A 25,108-nucleotide genomic window follows, 5' to 3' on the forward strand; every position below is an offset into this window, starting at 1 on the left:
AACTGCCGTTGTAGGAATAGGTGTTCCTTCAACGGCAGTTTTCGATTTTCTTATTCAGTTTTTTCCCTTTCTTTTCTTGATTGCATCCACTTATTCATAAGCTACTTGCTCTATCGGCATGGGTTTTATTTATTTCTTTCGCTTTTTAATAACAACTGTGGCTATGATGATGATCACTGCTGCCGCTGCCAACGCTATCCAAATTCCAACAGAAGAAGTATCTCCTGTTCTTGGTGCTGCCTGACGGACGTTTGAATTCTGCCCTTCCTGACTGGCAGTTTCTGCTTTTTTCGTATCTGTTCCATCATTTGCCTCTGATGGAGCCTCTGTCACACTGCCACTGTTGACATCCGCTGAATCATTTGTCCCAGTTCCATTGCTGGTATCCACTGAATCATTTGTTTCGCTTCCGTCACTGGTATCCGACGAATCATTTGTTCCGCTTCCGTCACTGGTATCCGCTGAATCATTTGTTCCGCTTCCATCGCTGGTATCTGCCGAATCATCTGTTCCGTTACCATCGCTGGTATCTGCCGAATCATCTGTTCCGCTTCCATCGTCGGCAGCAGCCTTAACGGTAATGCTTTGCACCGCTGATACAGTCACTTCTCCGGAAGTATACTGAAGCTGTACTTCTGTATCTGCTGTTGTCAACGCTTCCTGACTGTAGGTAATCTCTCCCGATACATCTGTCTCGGTTCCATCACTCCACACTGCCCTTACACTGATTCCGGAAGGATCAAAAGTTTCCCCTTCCGAGTATTCTGTCTTGGATGGCGCTGCTGCAATATAAATAGACTGGAGAGTCTTTGTCACAGGATCTTCTGCAGATACCGTTCCTGTATTCACAACAGTTACATAGTCTGCGGAAATATAAGCATACATGGAATCAAAACTATATTCTCCTGCTGATGCAACAGATGTTCTGTCCGCATTTAGCACGGCGTCACTCTGAATGCGATAAAATCCATTTGTGCTGTTGCTGTCCAAAATCAAAACAGCATAATTTGCGCTGGTTCCAGTCTGATAAAGGACTGTTGAACTTGTATTGCTCTCCTGTCTTACATTTACTGTATTATGGCTGGATGCAAGCGTATCTTTAATACCGATGGTATAGCTTCCGCAATCCTGACTTCCTGCCGCCTGATCCAAATTGTAGGCAATGTTGGCAGCCTTTTCACCCCAGTACGGATCCGACGCATATTTTACATTAAGCCCGCTTCCTTTATTACCAAGGAATCCTCCTGAATATGTAGAGCTGGACGGATCAAGATAACTCTGCGACATCCATCCGCACGCAAAATCTTCAATACATGCCTGAACACTTGAGAATGTATCTGCGCTCTCACCCGGCGAAGCATCAACGGCATTCAGCCCGAATAGATTGTTTTTTCCGGATGCGATCGAACTGGTTCCCCAGGCGCTTTCATTTCCTGCTATACTCACCATCAGAAGCGCATTTACTCCGTAAGCTTCCTGTGCATTAACAAAATCGCTTCCCGTACCGCTCATTTTGGAACTGCCTGACACTTTTGCGGCGATCATGGTGTTTAAACTGTCTCCGCTGTATAATGTCTGGCTTCGCAGCGGAAGATATTGATAATAATTATAATACGGCTGATCCGGATTCACAGAATGGGAGCGTGTATTATTCTGATAATCTGAGATCATAGTTTCGTAATCGGTATAAAAATAATGACCGTCATAACTGTAATATTTTTGTCCGGAAGTCAAGTAAGAAGGAGCCTCTCCATTATCCAGACGGCTTCTGTACCCAGGTGTAGTCATATCATACACAATACAGTGAAGCAGCCTTCCGTCTTCCACTTCATATCCGCTGACTACTTCAACCGCATCCAGGCTTATAACCTGTACTTCCGATTCATCCACCCAGCCAATAACGCCCGACATCATAAATTTGACTTTGCCATTGCTTGTCCCAAGATAAGCCGCATCTGCGCCATAATCTCCGTTAACATAGCCGGCTTTCCCTGTTCCGTCTTCCGTATAACTGGTTGTCTCATTGCTTTTCGTATTAAAATTGACGATCATCGGCGAACTGCTTCTTGCCCGGGCATTGCTTCCTTCGTCTTCAACCACTCCATCTGAATCGCCGACTTCTGTAATATTTCCGTTTTCATCCATAGCAGTAACGGATTCCTGACTCTGTGAATTTTCATCCTGAAGCTCTGAAGATGTCTGCTCCCCCTCGGCATCTTCCGCATTGCTTTTCATAGCAGGGACTGCGGTCAAAACCATGCACATGAAAAGCATTGGTATCAGCAATTTTCCTTTTTTCATTTACCTTTTACCTCCTTACCCTTTATTAATTATTCATATAAAGCCATTTCTAAAGAATCTTGTGTTTCAGACCACATTTTCTTTGCACAATGGCATCACACTGATACAAAAAAATCATAACATAATTCCGATAATTTTTTCAACTTTTTCACATTTTCTCCATAAAATTTACACATTTTCCTTTTTTATATGTAAAAATGATATTCTTCTTTTCCAAGAAAGAACAAAACGTCCCGTAAACAGAAAAGAACCGGAAATACCGGTTCTTTCATCTCTTAAACAATTTTAATTCTAAACAAATGGATTAATCCTGATTTGCCTTTTCCACCTGTGCAATTGCTGCTTTTTGCATTGGAATACGGCAATTTTTGTTGCTTCCAAACTCAACAATTACGTCATCGTCAGTCAGGTCGATCACTACGCCATAAAATCCGCTGGTAGTCAATACTGTATCTCCTACCTCCATGTCAGCGATCATAGCTGCGAGCCTTTTCTGTTCCTTTTTCTGCGGTCTCATAAGAATAAACCAGAAACCACCGATAATGACAACATATATAAGGATAATCCCGATGGGACTATTCAGGAAGCTTCCGGCTGCTAAAGCATAATTCATAAATAAATTCCTCCTACCATTTCTATCTTATGCACTGTTATTATCATACACAATAATACTGTTTTCATCAAGTACTTTTTGTGTCATCTTTCTATTTCCCCTGACTTAGCATGCCTTCCAGAGTCCTTTTCTTAAACTCCTTATAGGTTCCCTGTTCAATCGCCTCCCGAATCTCTTCCATCAGATGATTGTAGAAATAGAGGTTATGAAGCACGCACAGGCGCATTCCCAACATTTCCTTCGCTTTCAGAAGATGACGGATGTAAGCGCGGGAATAAGATCTGCATGCAGGGCATCCGCATCCCTCCTCGATCGGACGGTCATCCAGCTCATATTTTGCATTAAAAAGATTTCTCTTACCCTGTTTTGTATAAACATGACCATGACGTCCGTTTCTGCTTGGGTAAACGCAATCAAAGAAGTCTACCCCTCTGTCCACGGCTTCCAGGATATTAGCCGGCGTACCGACTCCCATCAGATAAATTGGTTTGTCCTGTGGAAGATGAGGCACGACAGCGTCCAGAATCCGATACATATCCTCGTGAGACTCTCCAACAGCAAGGCCTCCGATCGCATAGCCCGAAAGATCCATCTGCCGGATCTCATCTGCATGCCGGATCCGGATATCCTCATAAATTCCTCCCTGGTTGATACCGAAGAGAAGCTGATGGGGATTGATCGTATCCGACAGGCTGTTCAGCCTCTCCATCTCTTCTTTGCATCTTGCCAGCCATCTCGTTGTTCTTGCCACAGACTGCTCGATATAGTCCTTTTTGGCCACACTGGAAGGACACTCGTCAAAAGCCATAGCAATGGTAGACCCGAGATTTGATTGAATCTGCATACTCTCCTCAGGACCCATAAATATTTTGTGTCCGTCAATATGTGACTGGAAGTATACGCCTTCTTCTTTGATTTTTCTAAGACCTGCAAGGGAAAATACCTGAAACCCTCCGGAATCTGTCAAAATAGGCCTGTCCCAGGACATAAACTTGTGAAGTCCGCCCAACTGTCTGACAATCTTATCTCCTGGCCTCACATGAAGATGATAGGTATTAGATAACTCCACCTGTGTTCCGATCTGTCTTAGATCATCTGTAGAAACAGCTCCCTTGATGGCTGCCACAGTACCTACATTCATAAATACAGGGGTCTCAATGACCCCGTGTACTGTATGGAGCCGCCCTCTGCGGGCCTCTCCGTCTTTCTTTAATAATTCATACATATCCGTATCCTCTTTTAATAGTGGCATACAACCGGAGTACCTGCCTCAATATTGGCATATACCGTCGGAGCTACAGAAGGCGGCAGGTTTACACAGCCGTGGGAACCATGGGATAAATACCAGTCCCCTCCAAAAGTTGGCTGCCAGCTTGCATCATGCAATCCGATCCCTCCATTAAACGGCATCCAGTAGGATACCGGCGACTCCCATTCATAAGTGCCGTCCTCATTCTTAGGTCCCCGCAGGGTCGTATCCTGCTGTTTATATGCAATAGAATAAGTTCCCTGAGGAGTTCCGTTTCCCTGATTGGGATTTCCCGTTACACAGTCCGTCTCCACTACACACTGACCATTAACAAATACCCACACATGCTGGTTTGTCAGATCAATCTCCACATAACTTGTACCAAAATCGTTGCCCTCATGAGAAGCAGCCCGTCTTGCATACTGCGGCTCTCTTGTAACGGTTTCCGCTTTTTCGATATTTGCCGTCAAAGCAGTATACTCTGCCTCCTGGTCAATCTGCCATCCATAGCTTCCGCCTTCCACCTGTGCGGTATTTCCCGAACCGGTTGTAATTGTCCTTGTCTTCCCATAAGTATCGTATTTATTGGCAAGATCCTGAATATAAGCGCGTACTGCATCCTGATCAAAGGTAACATTCATGCTGTCATCTACTGTAACCCACTGTGAGATCACAGACGAATCCACCACCTCTGTATAAGGGCTGAAGTCGTATGTAATGTGGGCCCCAAGATAACTGTTCATTTTATCCTTCGCCGCGATCACTTCCTCGGATTCCGATGTAAAGGCCGGCAGAATATAGCATCCCGCCTCTTCCATATCAAGTGTGCTGACAAAGCCTCCGACTGCTGTTTTCACAGCTTCCGTAAACTTCTCTGTATCAATTTCTGATCCCACCACTTCCGGCTGAATCACAAATTCTGTATTTTCGAATACCGGCCGGGCCGACTCGGATTTCACCTGTTCTTCCGGATCCATACAGGTCAGGTTATTCAATACTTCTGTCAGTTTACTTTCATCGAACTCCACCCCTACCGGTGCTGTAATCTCCGGGTGATCCCAGAGCGCAGTGATCCACAGCAGCGGATTTTGCTCCTTCAAAAGCTTATTCAGCTCATCACCTTTTACGTATTCCAGATCAATATCGGTGCCGTCGATCACTTCTGTTCCGCCGTCAATTTCCTCCAGCGTCAGCTCATAGTCTGCAACCTGACCTTCCATATATTTTTCAACCTGCTCCACGGTTTTAGCTGAAAATTCCGTCCCGTTGATCTTCGTAAAAAAATAGAAATGGCTGTTAAAAAACAGCGCCGCTCCAAGATAGGCAAGAATCAGTACTCCTACAATGATCAGGATGATCCTCACCGCAAGTTTCTTGCGGCGAGGACGTACCAGACGCGGATCTTCCTCGAAATCATCTTCCTCATCCGGAAGTTCTGTTTCTTCCGCATCTGATTCTAAGTTTTCTTCGTCTTCTTCCCTGTCTCTAAAATCACTTTCATCGAAAGATATAACGCCGCTGTCATAATCCATCCAATCTTCCGGATTTTCTTCTGCTTCTTCCGCATCTTCCTCATCCGTCTCTTCTTCTGTTTCTGCAGCCGGTTCCTCCATTTCTCCTTTCCGAAGTTCTTCCTGAAGTTCTTCCAGCGCCTCTTCATCTGTATCATGACTATTTACTTCCTCCTTTAGATCGGAGTTGTTAATTTCATCATATATTTCCTTCATTGTCTCCTGGACAATTTCATCTGAAGAGCGCTCCATGGGGTCTACATTTTTTTCTTTGTCACTCATTTATGAATTACTCCTCTTTTTTAACTCAATATGTAGTCATTATAGTGTTCTGCCAATCTCTTGTCAACAAGCCGTCCGCCCTTTATAATAAAACTTAATAACTTTTAACATTTATTTTAAATATGACAAAGGAGATTTTTGTACCTATGGCTGGCTCTACTTATGGCACTTTATTTACAGTAACAACATGGGGAGAATCCCACGGTTCTGCCCTGGGAGCTGTAGTAGACGGATGTCCTTCCGGACTTTCTCTTTGCGAAAATGATATTCAAAAATATCTGGACCGCCGTCGTCCCGGTCAGGGAAAATTTACTACAGCCCGCCGCGAAAAGGATACCGCCGAAATTTTATCCGGCGTATTTGAAGGCCGGACAACCGGAACTCCCATTTCTATTATAATAAGAAACAACGATCAGATTTCCAGGGATTACGATACACTGAAAAACTGCTTTCGCCCCGGACATGCTGATTTTACCTTTGATCAAAAATACGGTTTCCGAGACTACAGAGGCGGAGGGCGCTCCTCCGGACGTGAAACTATCGGAAGAGTGGCCGCCGGTGCAGTTGCCTGCCGTCTTCTCGAAAGCGTGGGCATCCGCATAACTGCATATACAAAGTCCATTGGGCCCATCTCTGTTCCGGACGGAGAATATGATTTCACTCAAATTTCGGAAAATCCGCTGTATATGCCTTCCAGATCTTTCAGCGAAGAAGCTTCCGCCTATCTGGAATCCTGTATCAAAAACCAGGATTCTTCCGGCGGGATCATCGAATGTCAGATCGAAGGGATTCCGGCAGGAATCGGCGAACCTGTCTTTCACAAACTGGACGCCGCTCTTGCACAGGCAGTCATGTCCATCGGCGCGGTGAAGGGAGTAGAGATCGGAGACGGTTTTCGCTCTGCCCTTGCAAAAGGCAGTGACAACAATGATGCTTTTACTTTTGATGGTTCCCGTATCCGGAAAAGGACCAACCACTCCGGCGGCACCCTGGGCGGCTTAAGCGACGGCAGCACCCTGATCTTCCGCGCCGCCGTCAAACCCACACCATCTATTGCACGCCCGCAGCATACCGTAACCTCAGATGGAAAAGAAATAGAACTTTCCATACACGGCAGACACGATCCTGTCATCGTTCCCCGGGCCGTCGTTGTTGTGGAGGCCATGGCTGCCCTGGCACTTGCTGATCTTCTCATGATCAACATGTCCTCCCGCCTGGAAAATTTTACTGCATTTTATTATCCAAAAGACAGCAAAGAACGCCGGCCTTAAACCGGCGCTCTCTATACTTTAAAGCATCCTCCCCCGATAAATTCCCTAAGAAGGGAATTAGCCGGAACAATCTCGCTCCCGATTCCCACAAAATAATCCAGAAATTTCAGAAGTCTTTTGGCCTCCTGATATTCTCTGCAGTCCCGCTCAATACCAAACAACAGGGGCTCTATATACTGTTTCAGGACAGCCAGCTCATAAATCAGGGCAGAATTGAACATAATATCTGCTTCCTCCTGATAAGGAAAGATATTTTTCTCCTCCCCTTTCCGTACAGAAGGCCACATAGAGATCGTTCTTCTGGCCGAGGCTCCCCTGGTTCTTGCATCCCGGACAATCCTGCGTATGAGACGTCCGTCTGTTGTCGGAATACGGTTGTGTTCATCAATATTCAGCTGCGTCAGTGCGCTGATATAGATTTTAAATTTATTCTTATCCGGAAGAGACTGTGTCAGACGAGGATTCAGACAGTGAATCCCTTCTATCACCAGCACATCGCTTGGGCCCAGTCTTTTCGGCGGACCGGAGAAGTCTTTATGCCCTGTTTTAAAATTAAAGACCGGAAGCACAACCTCTCTCCCTTTCAAAAGATCTTCCATCTGGGCGTTGAACAGGGCGGTATCTACTGCTTCCAGACATTCAAAATCATACTCACCCTTGGCGTCCTTTGGCGTATCTTCCCTCTCCACGAAATAATTATCTACTGCAATGGGATGGGGCGTCATGCCTATTGCCCGAAGCTGAATAGACAGCCGGTGTGAAAATGTTGTCTTTCCTGAAGAGGATGGGCCAGCGATCAATACAATTTTTCTTTCCGGCTTTTTGGCGATCATACCGGCAATTTCCGCGATCCTTTTCTCCTGCATGGCTTCCTGCACAAGAACCACTTCTCTCATATCGCTTTTTGTAATTTTGTCATTCAGTGCGCCAACAGTCTCTATACCCAGCATATCTCCCCAGCCTGTTGACTCCTTCAGCACATGAAACAGTTTACTTTGAGGCACAAACGGTTCCAGTGTTCTGGGCGACTCCATCGTAGGCATCTGTATCACAAATCCCTCATCGTAAAGATAGAGCGCAAAATATTTCAGATATCCCGCACTTGGCACCATATATCCATAATAGTAGTCTTCAAATTCATTCATACTGTAAATATTGACCCTGGACACACGGCGGTAGGCAAAAAGCCGCTCTTTATCGTACATACCGTGCTTGCGGAAAAGCTCAATGGCTTCATCTGTATGAACCGTCCGTTTACGAATGGGCATATCTTCTGCCACCATCTCATTCATCCGGTCTGTGACACGCTGCAAAAATTCTCTGTCCAGAGTCACTTTCCCCTCAATGGTACAGTAATATCCCTGGCTTACTGAATAGTGGATCCTCACCTTGTCTACCAGACGGTGCTCTGTCACGTCATAGATTGCCTTGACAAGCATAAAACACATGCTTCTTTTGTATGTCTTATGTCCGATCTCATCCCCGGTAGTGACAAATTTAATCTCTGTATCGCACTGCAACGTTTTATGCAGCTCCTGAAGTTTCCCATTGGCAAACACAAGGACAATGTCGTTTTTATAATCTTTCTGAAAATCGCGGACAATCTCTCCGTAACTTGTTCCTGCCGGATATTCTCTTAAATTTCCCGATGTCTTAACCTGATATGTTTTTTCTTCCATATATTTAAGTCCCTCTTCTATACAATCTGGAAGGGATGGCAGACCGGAGCGGCTGCTGCCTCTATGCCAGGCAGCTTTTCCTCCAGATATATTCTGACATCCTCAATAAAAATATGTTCGATTCCATAATGTCCTGCATCAATGACAGCAAGCCCCTGGGCAACCGCATCAATTCCTGTATGATGGTCAATATCACCGGTGATCAGCACATCTGCCTTTTTATCAAGAGCCGCTTTTATCATACTCTTCCCGGCTCCGGGGGAGATGGCCGGCCTTTTGATCTTTTGATCCGTGTCCCCGAACACCTTCACGGCACCCAGATGGAATTTATCCTTTACAAGCCAGCAAAGCTCTTTCAGAGTCATGGGCGTTTTCAGGTCAGCTACTCTTCCGATCCCTTCATCCCTTTCTTCCCGGGATGTCACTTCCAGGACTTCTGTCTCTCCGAAATCCATCTTCCTGCCGGAAAGCTCTGCCATTCCAAGCACATCATAGTTTGTGTGCATAGCATAATAGGAGATATCATTCTGGATCAATTTTAAAATTCTGGCTCCGACAAAGTCAAGATTATTGATCCTTTTTAATCCTGTAAAGATCATGGGATGGTGAGTGATAAGCATATCCGCTCTCCAGTCTGCTGCCTGTTCGATCACATCATCTGTAGCATCCAGCGCCACATAAATGCGCCGCACTTCTTTGTCATCTCTTCCCACAAGCAATCCCACATTATCCCAGTCCATTGCATAGCTTCGCGGATAAGCCGCTTCAATCACATCGATAACTTCTTTGCACAACATCTTTTCCCAGCTCCTTTACTTTTCGTATCTTTGCAGTGCTCTTTCTATTATTTTCAGCTCATGTTCCAGCTCTTTCTCCCGGATCCTCGCCCTCTCATTTTCCACTTTCTTTAACTCCCCAAGGATCCCTTCCCGGATCTGTCTCTCACGAAAGAGATACTTCTTAAGAACCGGATGCTTTCTTTTCAAAAGTTCCCTTCCATAAAGAAGTTCCTCTTCTTCATAGGGTTTCTCTTCCTTCCCATGAACCGCTTTCATCATGGGATAATATTTTCCGTCCTCTTCCACCATATCCTCACAAACAATCCGGTAGCCGCTCTCCTCCAGATAAAACCGGACTTTTGAGATTTCTGACTGCGGCTGCAAAATAAACTCCCGGATCTTAGCAGTCACGGAAGGATCCTTTTCCATAATGTGTATGACAAGACCTCCTCCCATTCCCGCTGCGATCATTGTATGTACTTCTCCCGGCTTTAATGCTGAAAGTCCGTCTGAAAGCCTTGTCTCAATCTTTTCCTCCAGGCCATATTCCCGGATATGCTCCTTTGCCCGCTCGAGAGGACCGGAATTGATATCCATGGCGATCCATTTTCCCTCTTTGCATTTCCGGGCCAGGTAGATCGGAATATAACCGTGATCCGTGCCAATATCTGCAACAGAGGCGCCCTCTGTCACAAGACCTGCCACGGCAGACAGTCTTTTTGATAGTTCCATAGGCGCCTCTTCCTTAATCCAGATAATCTCTTAATTTTCTGCTGCGGCTTGGATGGCGCAGCTTTCTGAGCGCTTTAGCCTCAATCTGGCGGATACGCTCTCTTGTAACATCAAATTCTTTGCCTACCTCCTCCAGAGTGCGGGCACGGCCATCGTTCATACCGAACCGGAGCCTCAATACCTTCTGCTCCCTCTCTGTCAGGGTGTCAAGCACCTCATCCAGCTGTTCTTTCAGAAGCGTTGCCGCTGCTGCCTCTGCCGGAACCGGCACATTGTCGTCCTGTATGAAGTCGCCAAGATGGCTGTCCTCTTCTTCTCCGATCGGAGTCTCCAAAGACACCGGCTCCTGGGAAATCTTCAGAATTTCCCGCACACGCTCCACCGGCATGTCCAACTCTTCGGCAATTTCCTCCGGCGTGGGTTCACGCCCCAGTTCCTGCAGCAATTGTCTGGACACACGGATCAATTTATTGATGGTCTCTACCATATGAACCGGAATACGGATCGTTCTTGCCTGGTCGGCAATAGCCCTTGTAATCGCCTGGCGGATCCACCATGTAGCATAGGTGCTGAATTTAAAGCCCTTCTCATAATCAAATTTTTCTACGGCCTTGATCAGTCCTAAGTTGCCTTCCTGGATCAGATCCAGGAAAAGCATCCCTCTTCCCACATAACGTTTCGCAATGCTGACTACCAGCCTTAAGTTAGCTTCTGCAAGACGCTTCTTCGCATCCTCGTCTCCTTCTGCCATGCGCTTTGCAAGCTCCACTTCTTCCTCTGCTGAAAGAAGCGGCACCTTTCCGATTTCCTTTAAGTACATACGCACAGGATCTTCAATACTGATTCCGTCCGGAACAGACAGATCGATCTTTTCAATATCTACCTCGTCCTCGTCCGAAAGCATGATCTCCACATCATCGTCCGCATCATCGTCTGCACTGATCCGGAGCACATCAATATTGTTTGCTTCCAAATAATCAAATACCTTCTCCATCTGCTCAGAGTTGAGCTCCATATCTGAGAAAAAATCATTGATCTCCTGGATTTCCAGAATACTCTTTTTCTTCTTTCCAAGGGCAAGAAGATCCTTCAGCTTTTCCTCAAATTTTACAATGTTCTCTTCCATGCAGTGTCCATCCTCTCATTGCTTGTTTATATTTTATCCTTAATTAATAGAAATATGCAGTTTTTCAGGTGTCTGAAGCATCCGCTTCTCCTCCATCAGCTTCTGAAGTCCCGCCATATCTGCGGGGTCCAGATTGCGGGCCGCTTTCTCGATGCTGTATTCTTTCACCCGCAGGATCGTTTCCTTTAGAGCCTTCTCCTGTTCTCTTACTGTGGAAAGTTCCCGTATCCTTGTATGAAACAGGGCTGCCACCTGACGGTGTTCTTCCTCGTCTGTAAAATGATTCATGATCTGGGCAGGATTTACGGCTCCTTCGTCATACTGCCGGTATAAAAGCTCTGCCACCTGACGATACAGCTCTTCCGTAAAATCCTCCGGTGACACATACTTCCTGATCTGCCGGAAAATTTCCTCTCCCTCCAGCATCCAGGTAAGAAGGATCCTCTGGGATTTCAGATGGCCATCCTCCTTTTCTTCCTGCTTTCTTGTGGAACGCGGTTTTTCCGCCGGCTTGGCAAGCCCGTCCCGGATCGCTGTCTTTGTCACCAGCTTTCTCAAGTCGTCTGCATTCACCCCGTAAGTCTTTGCCACCGCCTCTATGTAATTGCTGCGCTCAATTTCTTCCTCAAAAAGAGTCAGTTTCTTCGCTGCCTCCTTCAGAAAATCTGTCTTCCCTTCCGGCGATCCCATATCATAGTTTTTCTCCGCCATCTCCAGGCTGAACATAAAACCGTTCCGGGCTTTATGAATCCTTTCCTCAAAGGCCTCCGCTCCCAGATTCTTAATAAATTCATCGGGATCCTTATAAGGGTCCATGCGGATCACTCTGGCGGTGATCCCTGCCTCCTTCAGAATGGGAACTGCCCTCAGAGCGGCCTTGGTTCCCGCCTCATCGCTGTCATAAGTAAGATATACTTCATTGACATACCGCTTGATCAAGGAAGCATGTCCCGGCGTAAGCGCTGTTCCAAGAGACGCTACCGCGCTGGTAAATCCTGCCTGGTGGAGCGAGATCACATCCATATACCCCTCACACAGAAGAAAATAGGGTTTTCTGGATGTACGTGCCCTGTGAAGTCCATACAGATTGCGACTCTTATCAAAAACAGGCGTCTCCGGCGAATTGAGATACTTTGGCTTCGCATCCCCCATCACCCGTCCGCCGAATCCGATCACCCGGTTATTGGCGTCCATAATGGGAAACATAACACGGTTCCAGAATTTATCATAGGGTCCATGTCTTTCGTCAAAGGAAATCAGTCCTGCTTTAAAAAGAATGTCGTCTGTATACCCTTTCGTTTTCAGATACCGGTACAGATCGTCGCTGTACTTGTTGGAATACCCTAGTCCAAATGCGGTGATGGTATCATCTCCCAGCTGCCTTCCCTTCAGATACTCGTAAGCCGTTTTCCCCTGGGGAGCCTTAAGCTGCGCATAATAATATTTTGCCGCCAGCTTATTGATCTCAAGCAGGACAGCTTTCTCATCTGCCCGCCTTTTGGCTTCTTTGGAGTACTCCTGCTCCGGCAGTTCCACTCCGGCACGTTCCGCCAGAAATTTCAGAGCTTCCACGAAAGAATAGTTCTCGTATTCCATAATGAATGTAAAGACATTTCCTCCCGCTCCGCAGCCAAAACAATAGTACATCTGCTTATCTCTGCTGACGGAAAAAGAAGGGGACTTTTCATTATGGAAAGGGCAAAGCCCGAAATAAGAGCTTCCCTTTTTCTGAAGTTTTACATACCCGGAGACCACATCTACAATATCATTTTTCAGTCTAACCTCTTCTACCACTTCATCCGGATAATACATGTGCTGACATCATCCTTTTCTATACATAAATCCAGAGGGAAAAAAAGCCCTCATTATTAATATTCGACAAAACTTCTTTATTTCCTTTAATTTTTCCAAGATTCCGGAATAAAATATTCCTGAAATTTTTTTACCGCATAGGAATCGGTCATTCCCGCTATATAATCACATACAACTCTCTCCTTTGTTTCCCCTTTTTCTGTTATCATTACCAGGTACTGTTCCGGGAGAAGTTCAATATGATCCATATAATATCCGTACAGATTAATAATCATATTGACCGCCTTTGTCTCTTCCCCTTTTGCCGCCGGATTCTGATAAACATGTTCAAACAGGAACTTTCGAAGGCCCATCGTCGCCTCCCGTATTTCATCAGACATGACGATCCGCGGCTGTCCCATACTGTGGCTCACCACATCATGGATCATGGTATTCAGACGCATTCTGGTCGTATGCCCCAACACATCCGTATATTCTGCCGGAAGATCCTCTTCCTTCAAAATTCCGCCTCGTACCGCATCATCAATATCGTGATTGATATAGGCGATCTTATCGGAGAGTCTCACGATCTCCCCTTCCAGTGTATGAGGCGTTCCGCTGGACTTATGGTTCAAAATACCATCCACTACTTCCCAGGTAAGGTTCAGTCCTCTCCCCTGCTTTTCCAGGATTTCCACTACGCGGACACTCTGCTCATTATGCCGGAATCCATCCGGGCACATCTGATTGAGCGCCCGCTCTCCTGCATGACCAAAAGGAGTATGACCCAGATCATGTCCCAGGGCAATGGCTTCTACCAGTTCCTCATTGAGCCGGAGCGCTTTTGCGATCGTCCTGGCATTCTGAGATACTTCCAGCGTATGCGTCATTCTTGTCCGGTAATGATCCCCCTTCGGCAGAAGAAAAACCTGCGTTTTTTGTTTCAGTCTCCGAAAGGACTTGCAGTGAAGGATCCGATCCCGGTCTCTCTGGAATACCGGCCGGATATCGCACTCCGGTTCCGGTCTTTTCCTCCCCTTTGATTTCCGGCTTAAAGATGCATAGGGACTTAAATATTCCTTTTCCCGCTCTTCCAGCTCTTCCCTGATATTCATCATGCTTTCCCGCCCCCTGTTTCCATCCGTTCTTCTATGGCCTTTACAACAGTTTCCAGTACTTTGATCCTTGCATAGTATTTATCATTCCCCTCTACCACGATCCAAGGTGCCTCTGCAGTAGAAGTACGTACAAGCATCTCGTTCACTGCCGTTTCATACTGGTCCCATTTTTCCCGGTTCCGCCAGTCCTCATCCGTAATTTTCCACTGCTTTTCCGGATTTTCCTGACGCTGCCGGAAGCGTCTTTCCTGTTCATCCTTATCAATCTGCATCCAGAATTTCAGGATCAACACACCCTCCTTCGTCAGATTTCTCTCCATGTCATTGATTTCTTTATATGCCCGCCGCCATTCCTCTTCGGTGCAGAATCCCTCGATCCGCTCTACCATAACCCTTCCGTACCATGTTCTGTCAAAGACAGCGATATGGCCCGCCTTGGGCATGGAGCGCCAAAACCGCCACAGATAATGGTACTGCCTCTCCACCGCGTTTGGTGATGCTGTAGGATGGACCACATAACCTCTGGGATCCATTTTTGCTGTCAGGCGCTTAATGGCTCCTCCTTTTCCGCCGGCATCCCACCCCTCAAAGGCCAGCACGACAGGAATCCTCTTTCTGTACAGCTCTCCGTGAAGCTCTTCGATCCTTTTCTGAAGTTTCTTCAGCTTCTTTTCATACTCTTCCTTCGTATAGGAAAGAGAGAGATCCGCCTTTGCCAAAATAGACTCTGTCAGCTTCATCTCCTCTTTACCGTTGTCTTTTGGTTCCTTCTCCTCTTCTGCCCTATCCCGGCTGTGCTCACTCTTTTTCTCCACTGCCTCTATCTGTCTCTCCAGGGTCTCTGCTGCAATGGAATAGATCTTTACTGTAGCGAACCGGCGGTCTACTGCCTCCACGATGTGCCATGGCGCATTTTCACTGTCTGTGCGGGAGAGCATCTCCTCATTCATTGCCTCGTACTTTTCAAACTTTTCATTTCTCTTTCTGTCGCCTTCACTCACTCTCCATGCTGTATCTTTAGAAGACAGAAGCTTATCAAACCGCTTTTTCTGCTCTTTTTTGTCAATGGCAAGAAAAATCTTAATGATTACCATGCCGTCATCTGTCAGCTGTTTTTCAAAAGAACGGATGGCTTCATATGCATCAAAAAGTTCTGATTTTTTTATCTTTTTATCAAAACGATCGATCAGCACTCTTCTGTACCAGCTGGTATCATAAATCGCAATTCTTCCCTTGGGAGGGAGCTTTGTCCAAAAACGCCACAAAAAGGGATGCATTTTCTCCTCTTCCGTCTCGCCTTTTACGGCATATACCTGAAACCCTCTCGGATCGAGCGCCTGTATCAGTTTACTGATCTGAACTCCCTTTCCGGCAGCTCCATATCCCTCGAAGGCGATCATCACCGGAATATTCAAATCTTTACATTTTCTCTGAAGCTTTCCCAGTCTTGGAATCAGTTTTTCCATTTCTGATCTGTAAATTTCTTTTTCCATCTTCTTTGACAAATCCAGTTTTTCGAGCATAAGCGGACCCTCCCTTCAATTTTCTCGATTTTTTCTTCTATTATACAATATTTTACAGAATTTATTGCACTTTTCTGCAAAAAAGAGCAAAAAGAAAAAATCTGTGGCGGGGCATGGAAAAATACCCCTTCCTCAGATTTTTTCTCGATTTCTTCTGCTATTTTTGTGCTCCCAGACTGTCAATAATTGTAATAACGAGACCGCGGATATTGTTCTCCGTTGTCCGGTAAGGTGCGATCCTCAAGGTATAGAACCGCCCGTTCATTCCTGTCACCTCACGGTCTATAGGCACCAGGTTTTTCAAGACCTCCCCGGCATCCTTGATGATATCTTCCGCCGGGAAACTGTGTGCAAAAATCTGGAGGGAGCGTCCTACATCGTGATCCATCAGCTGAAACTCCCGGCCTACATATTCCGTAAATTTACGGATATTCAAATTGCTGTCCACAAAAAGGATTCCTATCATAGTGGAAGAAAGGAAATTGGACAGGTCATTCGTAAGCATTGTCAGCTCATCCAGTTTCTGCTGGTATTCCGTGTTTACAGTATAGAGTTCCTCATTGACGGACTGCAGTTCCTCATTAGAACTTTGCAGCTCTTCATTCGCTGTCAAAAGCTCCTCATTGGCCGCCTGCAATTCTTCATTGACAGTTTCCAGTTCTCCGATCGTAGATTTCAGGTCATTTTGGGATTCGTGAAGTTCCTGTTCCAGATCTGCAATCCGGCGGGCTGACGTCTTATCCACATCGTACTTTTCTGTCACGCCTTCCATTTCTATCTTTTCATCCTTCATAAAAAGGATTGCGATCAGTCCGGTATCTGCCTTATTCTTCCCGTAAATCGGGCTGACAGTCAGATTAATATTCTCCCTTCCATTTACACAGTCTACTGTGATTCCGGTATAAGTAACTGCAATTTTTTCTGATCTGCAGCGATTTAAAGCCGTAGAAGCCACAAGACTTAGGTCTTCATTGATCATGCTGAAAAAATTGAAAGTGGCTTTTCCCGGTGCAATGGACATATAATCCTGATAATTTCCAAAGAAATGGATCACATTATTTGCTTCATTCAAAATGACAGAAGCCGGAAGGAAGTTTTCCATAAAATGAATATACGTATTTTCAAAAGCATATTCTGCTCCCTCCCTGTCTACAGAGCTGGCAATCCGGGGAGAAATCGTATTCACATTAGGGATATTAAAAGACGGAGGCGTAAATTCATCCACCTTTCCTTCTCCTTTATGCAGATAGATTTTCTCCGCCCCGCACACAGGTTTGAACACACTGCTGTATTCGCCTGCCGTCTCGCTCTTTCCAAGGAAAAGATACCCTCCGCTTTTCAGCGCGGAATGAAAAATGGAAAACAGAGACTTCTGCAGTACCGGCTGGAAGTAGATCATTACATTTCTGCAGCTTATCAGATCCAGTTTCCCAAAGGGCGGGTCAGAAAGCATATTGTGCGGTGCAAAAATGATCATCCTTCGGATTTCCTTTGAGATCACATACTGGTCATTTTTCTTTGTAAAATATTTCGCAAGACGTTCCCCTGACACGTCTTCCAATATACTCTCTGTGAAAACTCCTTTTCCAGCCTGTTCGATTGCCTTGGCATCCACATCTGTGGCGAAAATCTTCACATCCCTTTGAATGTTCATCTCTTCCAGCACTTCCCGGAACAAAATAGCAATAGAATAGGCTTCCTCCCCGGTAGAACAACCGGCGCTCCACACCCGGATCGGCTCATTTATATCAGCTCTCTCTACAATATCATATATGACATGATATTTCAGCTTTTCAAAAAAGGCAGCGTCCCGGAAAAAATTTGTAACACCGATCAAAATCTCCTTCGCCAGTATATTGCCTTCCTCCAGGTTTTCGCCCAGCATTTTTACATAATCCGACAGGCTGACCCTGTGGGTAATGACCATTCTTCTTTCAATACGGCGCATAACAGTTGTCCGTTTATAATTAGTAAAATCAATGCCGCTGGCCTTTTTTAAAATCGCATAAATCTGAGAGAATGTCTCCTCATCCGAAAGAAATACCTCATGGTCTTCAAACCGGATCAGATCGGGATAATTAGAAAAATTCAGGATCTCATCCACAATCTCATCCGGTGAAAGAATAAAATCCGCAAGTCCCGTATTTATCACGCTGCGGGGCATTCCGTCAAACTTCGCCGTTCCCGGAGACTGTACGATCACCAGTCCTCCATGCTCTTTCACTGTCTTTATACCGCTTGTCCCGTCTGAACCGGTGCCTGAAAGCACGACTGCAATCGCCTTTCCTCCCTTTTCTTCCGCCAGAGAAGCAAAGAACACATCGATCGGATGATTCAGTGTCCCATGTATATATTCTGTCAACATCAGCTTTCCGTTTTTCAGTGTCAGATTCTTCTTGGGAGGGATCAGATAAACTGTGTTCGGCTCAACTGCCATTTCATTTTCTGCCTGTCTGACGTCCATCTCCGTATATTTCCCCAGAATATCTGCCATCAGGCTTTTATAATCAGGAGAAAGATGCTGGATCACAACAAAGCTCAGACCGCTGTTGGCAGGCATCTGCTGAAAAAACTGCTGCAGGGCTTCCAGCCCTCCTGCCGATGCCCCCAGGCCAACTATGAATGAAGCTTTCGCATCTTTCTTCTGTATGGTATCCATACTTCTTTTCTTTGCCATCTTAGATTTCCTCCATCTGTTACTGACTTAAATAAATCTCTTCAAATTTTTGAGGCGGTAACGGTTTGTTATAGTAATAGCCCTGTCCGTAAACACATCCCGCTTTTAACAATGCCTCTTCCTGCCGATGCGTTTCCACTCCTTCCGCCACACAGCGCATCCCTACATTCCGGCAGATTTTGATGATATTTTCCACCAACATACAGCTGATCTCATTGTCCGGCAGATCAGCTACCAGACTCCGGTCCAGCTTCACCGTATCAAATTTAATATTGCTGAAAACGGTCATATTGGCATAATGCGATCCAAAATCATCCAATTCGAACCGGATACCATATTCTCCGAAATTATTTACGATGCCGGACAGGGGCGCCGTTTCCACATCGCCTGCCGTTTCTGTAATTTCCAGCTCGATCTGATCTGCTGCAATTTCCGGATAATGACTCTGTATCGCAAGTACGGAAGCAAGTATCGTGGGGTTAAACAGCGTAACGCGGGACATATTCACCGAGACACGGACAGGCTCCAGCCCCTTCTTCTTCCATTCGCTCATCTGGTGAAGGACACTTTCCAGCATAAACAGATCCAGATCCCGGATCTTTCCGCTATTTTCCAGCTCCTCAATAAACTGCCCCGGAGCAATAATGTTTCCTTCTGCATCCACTCCGCGCACCAGTGCCTCGGCGCCGGCCAGTTTTCCGTTTCTCATATCGATTTTCGGCTGGAAATAGGGGATATATCTTCTTTGCATCTCACCGGTCCGCTCTTCCTGCTCCCCAAAGAAATCTCTTCCGTCTCCCCCTGCATTCTCAACCGTTTCGCATCTCATGATGGACCGTGCCTCGCGCACCAGATTTTTTGCTGTAAAAGCCCCGTCTGACCAGGTATATCCGATACGGATCTCGCCCGGATAGCGCCGCTGGACACGGGATCTAAGCCTGCTGCATCTTCCCACAAAAACTTCCAGGATCGTATTGGGATACAGGATAACAAACTCTGCATCCCAGGTACGAAAGATAAAACACTGCCCGAATACGCCTATCAAAGCCTCCACGATATAGGCCAGCATCTCCCTTCCGTAATGGAATCCCAGACTGTTGTTTATATCAGATATATTCGGGATATCGATTGCCAGAGCCCCCATGGAGCTGTAATTTGCAGAATCAATACTGTTGATCATCTCTTTGCAGGCCCGAAGATTAGGAAGACCTGAAACCATATCCTGTACTGCCCCGCTTCTGATCTGTGGACGGAACCGGAACCGGCTTTCCTCTTTTTTCAGATACGGCACCACTTCTTTCAGTAAGGAGGACTGGCGCGAATGTCTCTTGGGATTCTCCACACAAAGGAAGCCTGTTATTTTTTGTCTTTCTTCTGTAGGGAATACGATAAAATTCCAGGAGTCCTCTTCGTCCCTTTCTTTACTCAGCGAGAGCTTATGCTTTGAGAATACCGGCCGGTTTTCCTCAAGACATTTCTTAAGCAGGGGGATCTTCTCTACCTGAACCCCTGACATCACATGACGGATACTGGGCTTCCCGGGCTTCTTCCACTCATACTGGATCGTTACCGTCTGCCTGTCTTCCGCCAGTGCAAGGATATAAACTCTGGCTGCCCGGTAGTAATCGCCAATACAGCTCATGGAGCTTTTGACAGACTGCTCCAGCGAATCCGCCCGCAGCATGGAAGTATAACAGCGCAGAGCCGCCTTCTGCTCTTTGACGGACAATTCCTCTTCTGCCTCTTCTGTCTGAAATTCTTCCTCTTCTTTTCCATTTCCTCCCACCCAGGACCAGTTTTCTGCTCCTGTAGGCAAAGCCACTGTATCTATCGCTGAGTTTTTCCACATTTCGCACAGATACTGGGCATGAAGGACCATTACGTCGTAATCCGCCTGTTCTGTTGTTTCCGTGACGACTCCCGCCACCAAACGCATGGCGTCTATTCCGCTTATGCTGCTCATAGCTGCCCGGATATAAGCAAAAGCGTCCTCCAGCCGCGTTTTAATCTCATACCTGGACCCGACGTCCGGATAAAATACAAGGATAGAGTCTTGATTATACTGCCCAATGATACAGTCGGTTCCGATCGCCAGTGACAGAACAACAAAAATGAAATGCCTCTCCCGTTCTTCCTGTTTTTTCACTTCCTCCTGGTTTCCGCCGGAACTGCCGTTAATCTGGATCAAAGCCATGGCGCAGACTGCCTTTTTTCTCTCCTTTATCAGCATTTCTGCCAAAAGGCGGGCTGTCTTCATATTATAAAATCCATTTTCTATGTCATGCTCTATATCCTGTTCCAGCTGCTGTTCCCACTCATATCTCTGCTGAATGTCGCTGAAACAGGCAAACATGTAAATTTCATCTGTTCTCTTGTCGCGGACGAGATTTACCATGTCCGTCATCCAGCGGATCTGTCCCCCGTTTGCCACTCTGTGATATTCCCTGGAAGACCATAGCTGACTGTTCTCATATGCTTTCAACAGGTTTTTCCGGCTGAACCTTTCCTGGAACTCCCGCCCCTCCCCTTTTATAAAAGGAAGAAGATCATCCCCCTCTATCATTTCCGAATAAGATCTCCCCTTGTGAGCTGAAGTCTGATCAATTCCTTTCAGCCATACCTCTTCCACCTGGTCCGTTGTAAGATTTACCCGGATCCTGGCCACAAGATGGTGACGCAGCACTTCCGGAAGCGGACGCCTCTCGAATTCTGTATTATAGCCGAAAATATCCGGGAATTTTTCCTGCACGCCTACAGCCTTTACCGGGAATCCATCTGTATCATAAATCATCCTGTAGGATAAAGTAAACCATCCGTAACATCCCATCTTTGGATCTTTCAGGATAAAATTCCCCGATCCGGCTTCATTTCCGCCTAAAATCCCCTTTGCAAATTCGCGGAACTGGCGGAAGGAATCCGGATGCACAACCCCATCTTCGATCATAGATTCCGGAAAATTGGAAATACATGTATCTTTCCGCACAGATTGCGTGCTGATATCATAAATACCGTATTCTTTTCGTTCAATATTTACTTCCCACAGAACCTGGGGCGTCTGTCCATAAGCCACCTTGAGACGTTCGCTGCATTCTTTGAGCTTTTCCCCTTTTTCCATAAGTTCTGTAATATCTGTAGAAAATTCCAGCATAACGGGATTCCCATTCTCTGTATGTCCTACTTTGACTGCCCGCACATGGATCCAGCGCCACCTCTTCCCGTCCGCCGAAATCCGGTGGATATTTTCTGCTGCCGCTTTCCCTTCTGCCGCATGTCTTAAAGACATACCGTAATCCGCCTCATAATCCAGCTGCAGGCCGATCTCCTTCAGAGTACAGGGAAAAAGCCAACTGTCCTTTTCTATTCCCAGAATACGATACAACCCCGGATTTGCATAAATTATCCTGATTTTTTCCCCGATTTCCAAAAGAGTGACTCCGCCCTCCACATGCTGTAAAAGCAGCTCTGATGGAATATTTTCCGATCCATGCTGAAGTCCCTCATATTTCACCAGCACAATATCCTCTTCCTTTCTTTCCATAATTTCCGTTCAATTGCACCCACTTATATCTATTATACTACAATTTTCGCCAACATCAAAATATTTTTTCATTTTTCTTTCACCCCCCCCCTATATTTTTCTGACATTTTCCCTTCTGCTTTTTAACAACAAGCCAAAAAGTTTATTTTCACCTACATTTTTCCGGAAATTGTCAAACATTCCACTACATTTCCAAACTATTCAGTCAATATTCTTGGATTTTCACGGAGAACGAGGTATAATTTTCAATCATAAATATCTAAGAGGAGGAACAGTTATGGACGATAAGGCATTGGAAGTATTACTTGCAAAGGAGGCGATCCGGGACCAGATCTATACATACTGCCGCGCTCTGGATCGTATCGACAATGAACTTGGCTACAGCGTATTTGCGGAAGACAGTAAAGTAAATTACGGCCCCACTTTTCCATCCGGAACCGGGCGCCAGTTTATCGACAATATGCTGAAGCAGCACCGCCATATGATCTCAACCCACCATATGATGACAAATATTCTCATCAAAGTAAACGGAAATAAAGCTGCCAGCGAAACATATATGTATGCGGCATGTAAATTTCCAAAGAAAAACAAGGACGGTTCCAAAGGCAGCTTTACGGTAGAGGCAAGATGCAGGGACGTTGATCTCTGGGAATGCCGTGACGGCAAATGGCTGATCGTAGAACGGACGGTAGCCGGAGACAATACTATGAGTCTTGTGCCAAACCATGATTTTGAAAATTATAATACGGAACGGAACAACCGCAAGGATGTATCCTATAAAGTATTTGAGCAGATCGAAAACCTTTAATTTCCCCAACAATAACAGCCAGGCCTTTCAACAGACCTGGCTGTTATCTATGCAGATTGCTTTGTCACATATTGATCCGGTTCACCATAATAATCAAGGAGCATGGAAGAAAACCTTTCATAGACGCCATGCTTTGCAGGTGCCTGCACAATATTCATTCCCGGGCTGTGATTTCCCTCGATCAGTTCCAAAGTACCATCCTCCAGAATCGCCACATCCCAGCCGACCACACGAAGACAGGGAAGCTCTTTGGAGGCCTCCTTGCACAGCTCTACCACTTCCTTCCAGCGGGGGATCTGCATCCCTTTGAAAGGCACTCCGGTCATAGGATGGGTAACATAGCTGTTGGAATATTCATCCAGTCCATCGGTGATGATCTTCCCGCTTTCCGGATCGATCTCGCAGAAAATTCCTCCTCCATGGGCATTGTCTACGCAAAGGCCGTTATTTCCCACTCGCAGACCGCCGCCGAAGACTTCAAAACGGTCCCCGTTCCTGAAAGTGATCACACGCAGCGTATTCAAAGACGACGGATGAAATGCCGCCAGCTCCTTGCAGGATTGTACAAATTCTTCCGCAAGATATCTTCCCTCGCATAATTTCTGATAAAATTCTTTCGGATCCTCTTTTGAAGCGAACTCTTCCTCCGTCAGTTTGAAAAAACCGATTCCCCAGCTGGAATACTGCGGCTTAAGGGCAATAGTACGATATTTATGGAGAAAATCACAAAATTCTTCATAACTTGCCTTTGGCACATAAAGCCATCCCCGGTGAATAAAACGTGTAAAATTTTTCAGAAACGTAGCTTTGCTTTTCAGATACGGTTCTGAATCATTATTATAAGGCCGCATCAGACGAGTGGCCTCCACATCCGTAAGGTACTTTTTCTGCTCGCCTGTACTTAAATTATAAAATCCGAATATCATATACTCGCTCTGGGATACTCTCTTTTCCGGATTATTTCTTCTGACTTTCAGATAGTCGTGAAACAACTTGTTTTCACGAAACCCTTCCGGAAGATTTTTCACTCCCTTCATGTAAGCCATAAATTTTTCCCGCAGGACCGGATAGGCCCTTACGTTTTTTACAATATAGTTTTCTGTCAAAATACTCATTTTCACTCTACTCCTTCCAAGCATTCTTGTATCAGAGGATACTTTCCTATCCCATCCAGCTGAATGATATTTCCACCCGGCCAATGGCAGTTTCCTTCGATCATCTCCGGTCCTTCCGGAGTAACTGCAATGTCCCATCCTATATACCCGACCTTGGGCATATGTTCCATAGCCTGTGTGACACATGCAATGACAGCATCCCAGCAGGGCACTGTAAATCCGGGCATATAGACCAGGGATCCCGGATGCCGCTCATAGTCCCGGATTTCTTTGTTATTCCTCCCCGGCCCTGCGACAGTGCCTGTCTTAAGATCCAAAGGATAAGCGATACCGCCTGAATGAAAGTTGTCTGCGGCCGCCTCTTCTGCCCCGCATTTCAGACAGGCTCCGATCAGCCGGATCTTTCCTTTACTGTCTCTGGCGGCGTTAATACGAATGGAATTTACACAGGAACTGATCTTCTCCAGTTCTTCATGCTGTCGGATTTTTTCTTCTATCAAAAGTCCGCCGTCCCGACATCTCTCATAGAGTTCTTTTTTATCCTCTATTTCCTTTGTCTGTACTTTCTCAATCCCATGCCCCATAAGCCCCCGGTCCGGTTTCAGCACAACAGTTTCGTGAGCCTCAAGAAAGTTCAGAAATTCTGTCAGAGAAACCTCCGGCACATACAGACTTTCCCGCCGTACAAAATCAGAAAAATGCCGGTAAAACAAATGTTTGCTGGCCAGTATCTGATTGTTCTTTTTTGTCATAAACCGATTCAATCTGCGATCTGCCATAGAGGACCGCCCGGAAGTCAGGTAAGTCCCCCTCTCCCTTTCATCCAGTTCATAGAAACGGAGCACAAAATAATTCTCCGGCGAAGCCTGATGGCGGTATCCGCATCTTAAGGCATCCATAAGGTAGACCGCCGTAAAACCGCCTCTTTGCCGGCGCAGGCTTTTTGCCATCTGATAAGTTTTTTTCCCGGTATTCCATCGCGACATAGCTGCTCC

Annotated in this window: 17 protein-coding genes; 2 read left to right on the forward strand and 15 right to left on the reverse strand. The window is 46.0% G+C overall.

The window, feature by feature from the left end:
- Nucleotides 1-129: 129 nt before the first annotated feature.
- The 4 genes from R2J37_RS09995 to R2J37_RS10010 form a co-directional block, all read right to left on the reverse strand.
- Entirely contained in the window at nt 130-2,301 is a 2,172-nt protein-coding gene (locus R2J37_RS09995; RefSeq protein ID WP_316264823.1) for a glucosaminidase domain-containing protein, read from the reverse strand.
- Nucleotides 2,302-2,605: 304 nt separating this feature from the next.
- Nucleotides 2,606-2,914 (reverse strand): preprotein translocase subunit YajC, encoded by a 309-nt coding sequence (gene yajC / locus R2J37_RS10000; RefSeq protein ID WP_230105889.1) that lies wholly within the window; start codon nt 2,912-2,914, stop codon nt 2,606-2,608.
- A gap of 91 nt (nt 2,915-3,005) precedes the next feature.
- Nucleotides 3,006-4,139 (reverse strand): tRNA guanosine(34) transglycosylase Tgt, encoded by a 1,134-nt coding sequence (gene tgt / locus R2J37_RS10005; protein ID WP_230105888.1) that lies wholly within the window; start codon nt 4,137-4,139, stop codon nt 3,006-3,008.
- A gap of 14 nt (nt 4,140-4,153) precedes the next feature.
- Nucleotides 4,154-5,956 carry a L,D-transpeptidase family protein gene (locus tag R2J37_RS10010; RefSeq protein ID WP_316264824.1) on the reverse strand — a complete coding sequence of 601 codons (1,803 nt, stop codon included), beginning with the start codon at nt 5,954-5,956 and terminating at the stop codon, nt 4,154-4,156.
- Nucleotides 5,957-6,102: 146 nt separating this feature from the next.
- Between R2J37_RS10010 and aroC the strand changes: the two genes are divergently transcribed.
- Complete coding sequence (gene aroC / locus R2J37_RS10015; RefSeq protein ID WP_316264825.1) at nt 6,103-7,227, forward strand: chorismate synthase; 1,125 nt, start codon at nt 6,103-6,105, stop codon at nt 7,225-7,227.
- Between the two features lie 11 nt (nt 7,228-7,238).
- Here the strand turns inward: aroC and R2J37_RS10020 are convergent, their stop codons facing one another.
- The 9 genes from R2J37_RS10020 to R2J37_RS10060 form a co-directional block, all read right to left on the reverse strand.
- Nucleotides 7,239-8,906: a nucleoside kinase gene (locus R2J37_RS10020; RefSeq protein WP_316264826.1), complete on the reverse strand. Its 1,668-nt coding sequence runs from the start codon at nt 8,904-8,906 to the stop codon at nt 7,239-7,241.
- A 17-nt stretch (nt 8,907-8,923) separates the two neighbouring features.
- The gene (locus tag R2J37_RS10025; RefSeq protein ID WP_316264827.1) at nt 8,924-9,703 is read right to left on the reverse strand and encodes a Nif3-like dinuclear metal center hexameric protein; all 780 of its coding nucleotides are present in this window, start codon (nt 9,701-9,703) and stop codon (nt 8,924-8,926) included.
- Nucleotides 9,704-9,718: 15 nt separating this feature from the next.
- A complete protein-coding gene (locus R2J37_RS10030; RefSeq protein WP_316264828.1) occupies nt 9,719-10,417 on the reverse strand; it encodes a tRNA (adenine(22)-N(1))-methyltransferase in 699 nt (232 codons plus the stop codon).
- A 13-nt stretch (nt 10,418-10,430) separates the two neighbouring features.
- Nucleotides 10,431-11,543: an RNA polymerase sigma factor RpoD gene (gene rpoD, locus R2J37_RS10035; RefSeq protein WP_230105882.1), complete on the reverse strand. Its 1,113-nt coding sequence runs from the start codon at nt 11,541-11,543 to the stop codon at nt 10,431-10,433.
- A gap of 39 nt (nt 11,544-11,582) precedes the next feature.
- On the reverse strand, nt 11,583-13,355 hold the full coding sequence (dnaG, locus tag R2J37_RS10040) for a DNA primase (RefSeq protein ID WP_230105881.1): 1,773 nt from the start codon (nt 13,353-13,355) through the stop codon (nt 11,583-11,585).
- 86 nt (nt 13,356-13,441) lie between these two features.
- Nucleotides 13,442-14,449: a deoxyguanosinetriphosphate triphosphohydrolase gene (locus R2J37_RS10045; protein WP_230107608.1), complete on the reverse strand. Its 1,008-nt coding sequence runs from the start codon at nt 14,447-14,449 to the stop codon at nt 13,442-13,444.
- Nucleotides 14,449-15,975, reverse strand: a complete 1,527-nt coding sequence (gene pap, locus R2J37_RS10050) for a polyphosphate:AMP phosphotransferase (RefSeq protein WP_230105880.1) — start codon at nt 15,973-15,975, stop codon at nt 14,449-14,451. The genes R2J37_RS10045 and pap overlap by 1 nt, the downstream gene beginning before the upstream one ends.
- A 157-nt stretch (nt 15,976-16,132) precedes the next feature.
- Nucleotides 16,133-18,652, reverse strand: a complete 2,520-nt coding sequence (locus R2J37_RS10055) for a chemotaxis protein CheB (RefSeq protein ID WP_316264830.1) — start codon at nt 18,650-18,652, stop codon at nt 16,133-16,135.
- 19 nt (nt 18,653-18,671) lie between these two features.
- Nucleotides 18,672-22,190 (reverse strand): bifunctional diguanylate cyclase/phosphodiesterase, encoded by a 3,519-nt coding sequence (locus R2J37_RS10060; RefSeq protein ID WP_316264831.1) that lies wholly within the window; start codon nt 22,188-22,190, stop codon nt 18,672-18,674.
- A gap of 277 nt (nt 22,191-22,467) precedes the next feature.
- On the opposite strand from R2J37_RS10060, the gene R2J37_RS10065 reads away from it, so the two are divergent.
- Complete coding sequence (locus tag R2J37_RS10065) at nt 22,468-22,998, forward strand: nuclear transport factor 2 family protein (RefSeq protein WP_230105877.1); 531 nt, start codon at nt 22,468-22,470, stop codon at nt 22,996-22,998.
- A gap of 47 nt (nt 22,999-23,045) precedes the next feature.
- On the opposite strand, the gene R2J37_RS10070 is transcribed toward R2J37_RS10065, so the two are convergent.
- Together R2J37_RS10070 and R2J37_RS10075 are read right to left on the reverse strand one after the other, a co-directional pair.
- On the reverse strand, nt 23,046-24,113 hold the full coding sequence (locus R2J37_RS10070) for a sugar-transfer associated ATP-grasp domain-containing protein (RefSeq protein WP_230105876.1): 1,068 nt from the start codon (nt 24,111-24,113) through the stop codon (nt 23,046-23,048).
- A gap of 2 nt (nt 24,114-24,115) precedes the next feature.
- The gene (locus R2J37_RS10075; protein WP_316264832.1) at nt 24,116-25,099 is read right to left on the reverse strand and encodes a sugar-transfer associated ATP-grasp domain-containing protein; all 984 of its coding nucleotides are present in this window, start codon (nt 25,097-25,099) and stop codon (nt 24,116-24,118) included.
- Between the last annotated feature and the right edge of the window lie 9 nt (nt 25,100-25,108).

The sequence above is a fragment of the Claveliimonas bilis genome (assembly GCF_030296775.1).
Classification (GTDB): domain Bacteria; phylum Bacillota; class Clostridia; order Lachnospirales; family Lachnospiraceae; genus Claveliimonas; species Claveliimonas bilis.

Excerpts from the sequence above, each read along its gene's own strand:
- aroC (WP_316264825.1), top strand. The coding sequence starts at position 6,103 with ATGGCTGGCTCTACTTATGGCACTTTATTTACAGTAACAACATGGGGA.
- R2J37_RS10065 (WP_230105877.1), top strand. The coding sequence starts at position 22,468 with ATGGACGATAAGGCATTGGAAGTATTACTTGCAAAGGAGGCGATCCGG.
- tgt (WP_230105888.1), bottom strand. The coding sequence starts at position 4,139 with ATGTATGAATTATTAAAGAAAGACGGAGAGGCCCGCAGAGGGCGGCTC.
- R2J37_RS10030 (WP_316264828.1), bottom strand. The coding sequence starts at position 10,417 with ATGGAACTATCAAAAAGACTGTCTGCCGTGGCAGGTCTTGTGACAGAG.
- dnaG (WP_230105881.1), bottom strand. The coding sequence starts at position 13,355 with ATGTATTATCCGGATGAAGTGGTAGAAGAGGTTAGACTGAAAAATGAT.
- rpoD (WP_230105882.1), bottom strand. The coding sequence starts at position 11,543 with ATGGAAGAGAACATTGTAAAATTTGAGGAAAAGCTGAAGGATCTTCTT.
- pap (WP_230105880.1), bottom strand. The coding sequence starts at position 15,975 with ATGCTCGAAAAACTGGATTTGTCAAAGAAGATGGAAAAAGAAATTTAC.
- yajC (WP_230105889.1), bottom strand. The coding sequence starts at position 2,914 with ATGAATTATGCTTTAGCAGCCGGAAGCTTCCTGAATAGTCCCATCGGG.
- R2J37_RS10055 (WP_316264830.1), bottom strand. The coding sequence starts at position 18,652 with ATGGCAAAGAAAAGAAGTATGGATACCATACAGAAGAAAGATGCGAAA.
- R2J37_RS10045 (WP_230107608.1), bottom strand. The coding sequence starts at position 14,449 with ATGAATATCAGGGAAGAGCTGGAAGAGCGGGAAAAGGAATATTTAAGT.
- R2J37_RS10060 (WP_316264831.1), bottom strand. The coding sequence starts at position 22,190 with ATGGAAAGAAAGGAAGAGGATATTGTGCTGGTGAAATATGAGGGACTT.
- R2J37_RS09995 (WP_316264823.1), bottom strand. The coding sequence starts at position 2,301 with ATGAAAAAAGGAAAATTGCTGATACCAATGCTTTTCATGTGCATGGTT.
- R2J37_RS10025 (WP_316264827.1), bottom strand. The coding sequence starts at position 9,703 with ATGTTGTGCAAAGAAGTTATCGATGTGATTGAAGCGGCTTATCCGCGA.
- R2J37_RS10010 (WP_316264824.1), bottom strand. The coding sequence starts at position 5,956 with ATGAGTGACAAAGAAAAAAATGTAGACCCCATGGAGCGCTCTTCAGAT.
- R2J37_RS10075 (WP_316264832.1), bottom strand. The coding sequence starts at position 25,099 with ATGTCGCGATGGAATACCGGGAAAAAAACTTATCAGATGGCAAAAAGC.
- R2J37_RS10070 (WP_230105876.1), bottom strand. The coding sequence starts at position 24,113 with ATGAGTATTTTGACAGAAAACTATATTGTAAAAAACGTAAGGGCCTAT.
- R2J37_RS10020 (WP_316264826.1), bottom strand. The coding sequence starts at position 8,906 with ATGGAAGAAAAAACATATCAGGTTAAGACATCGGGAAATTTAAGAGAA.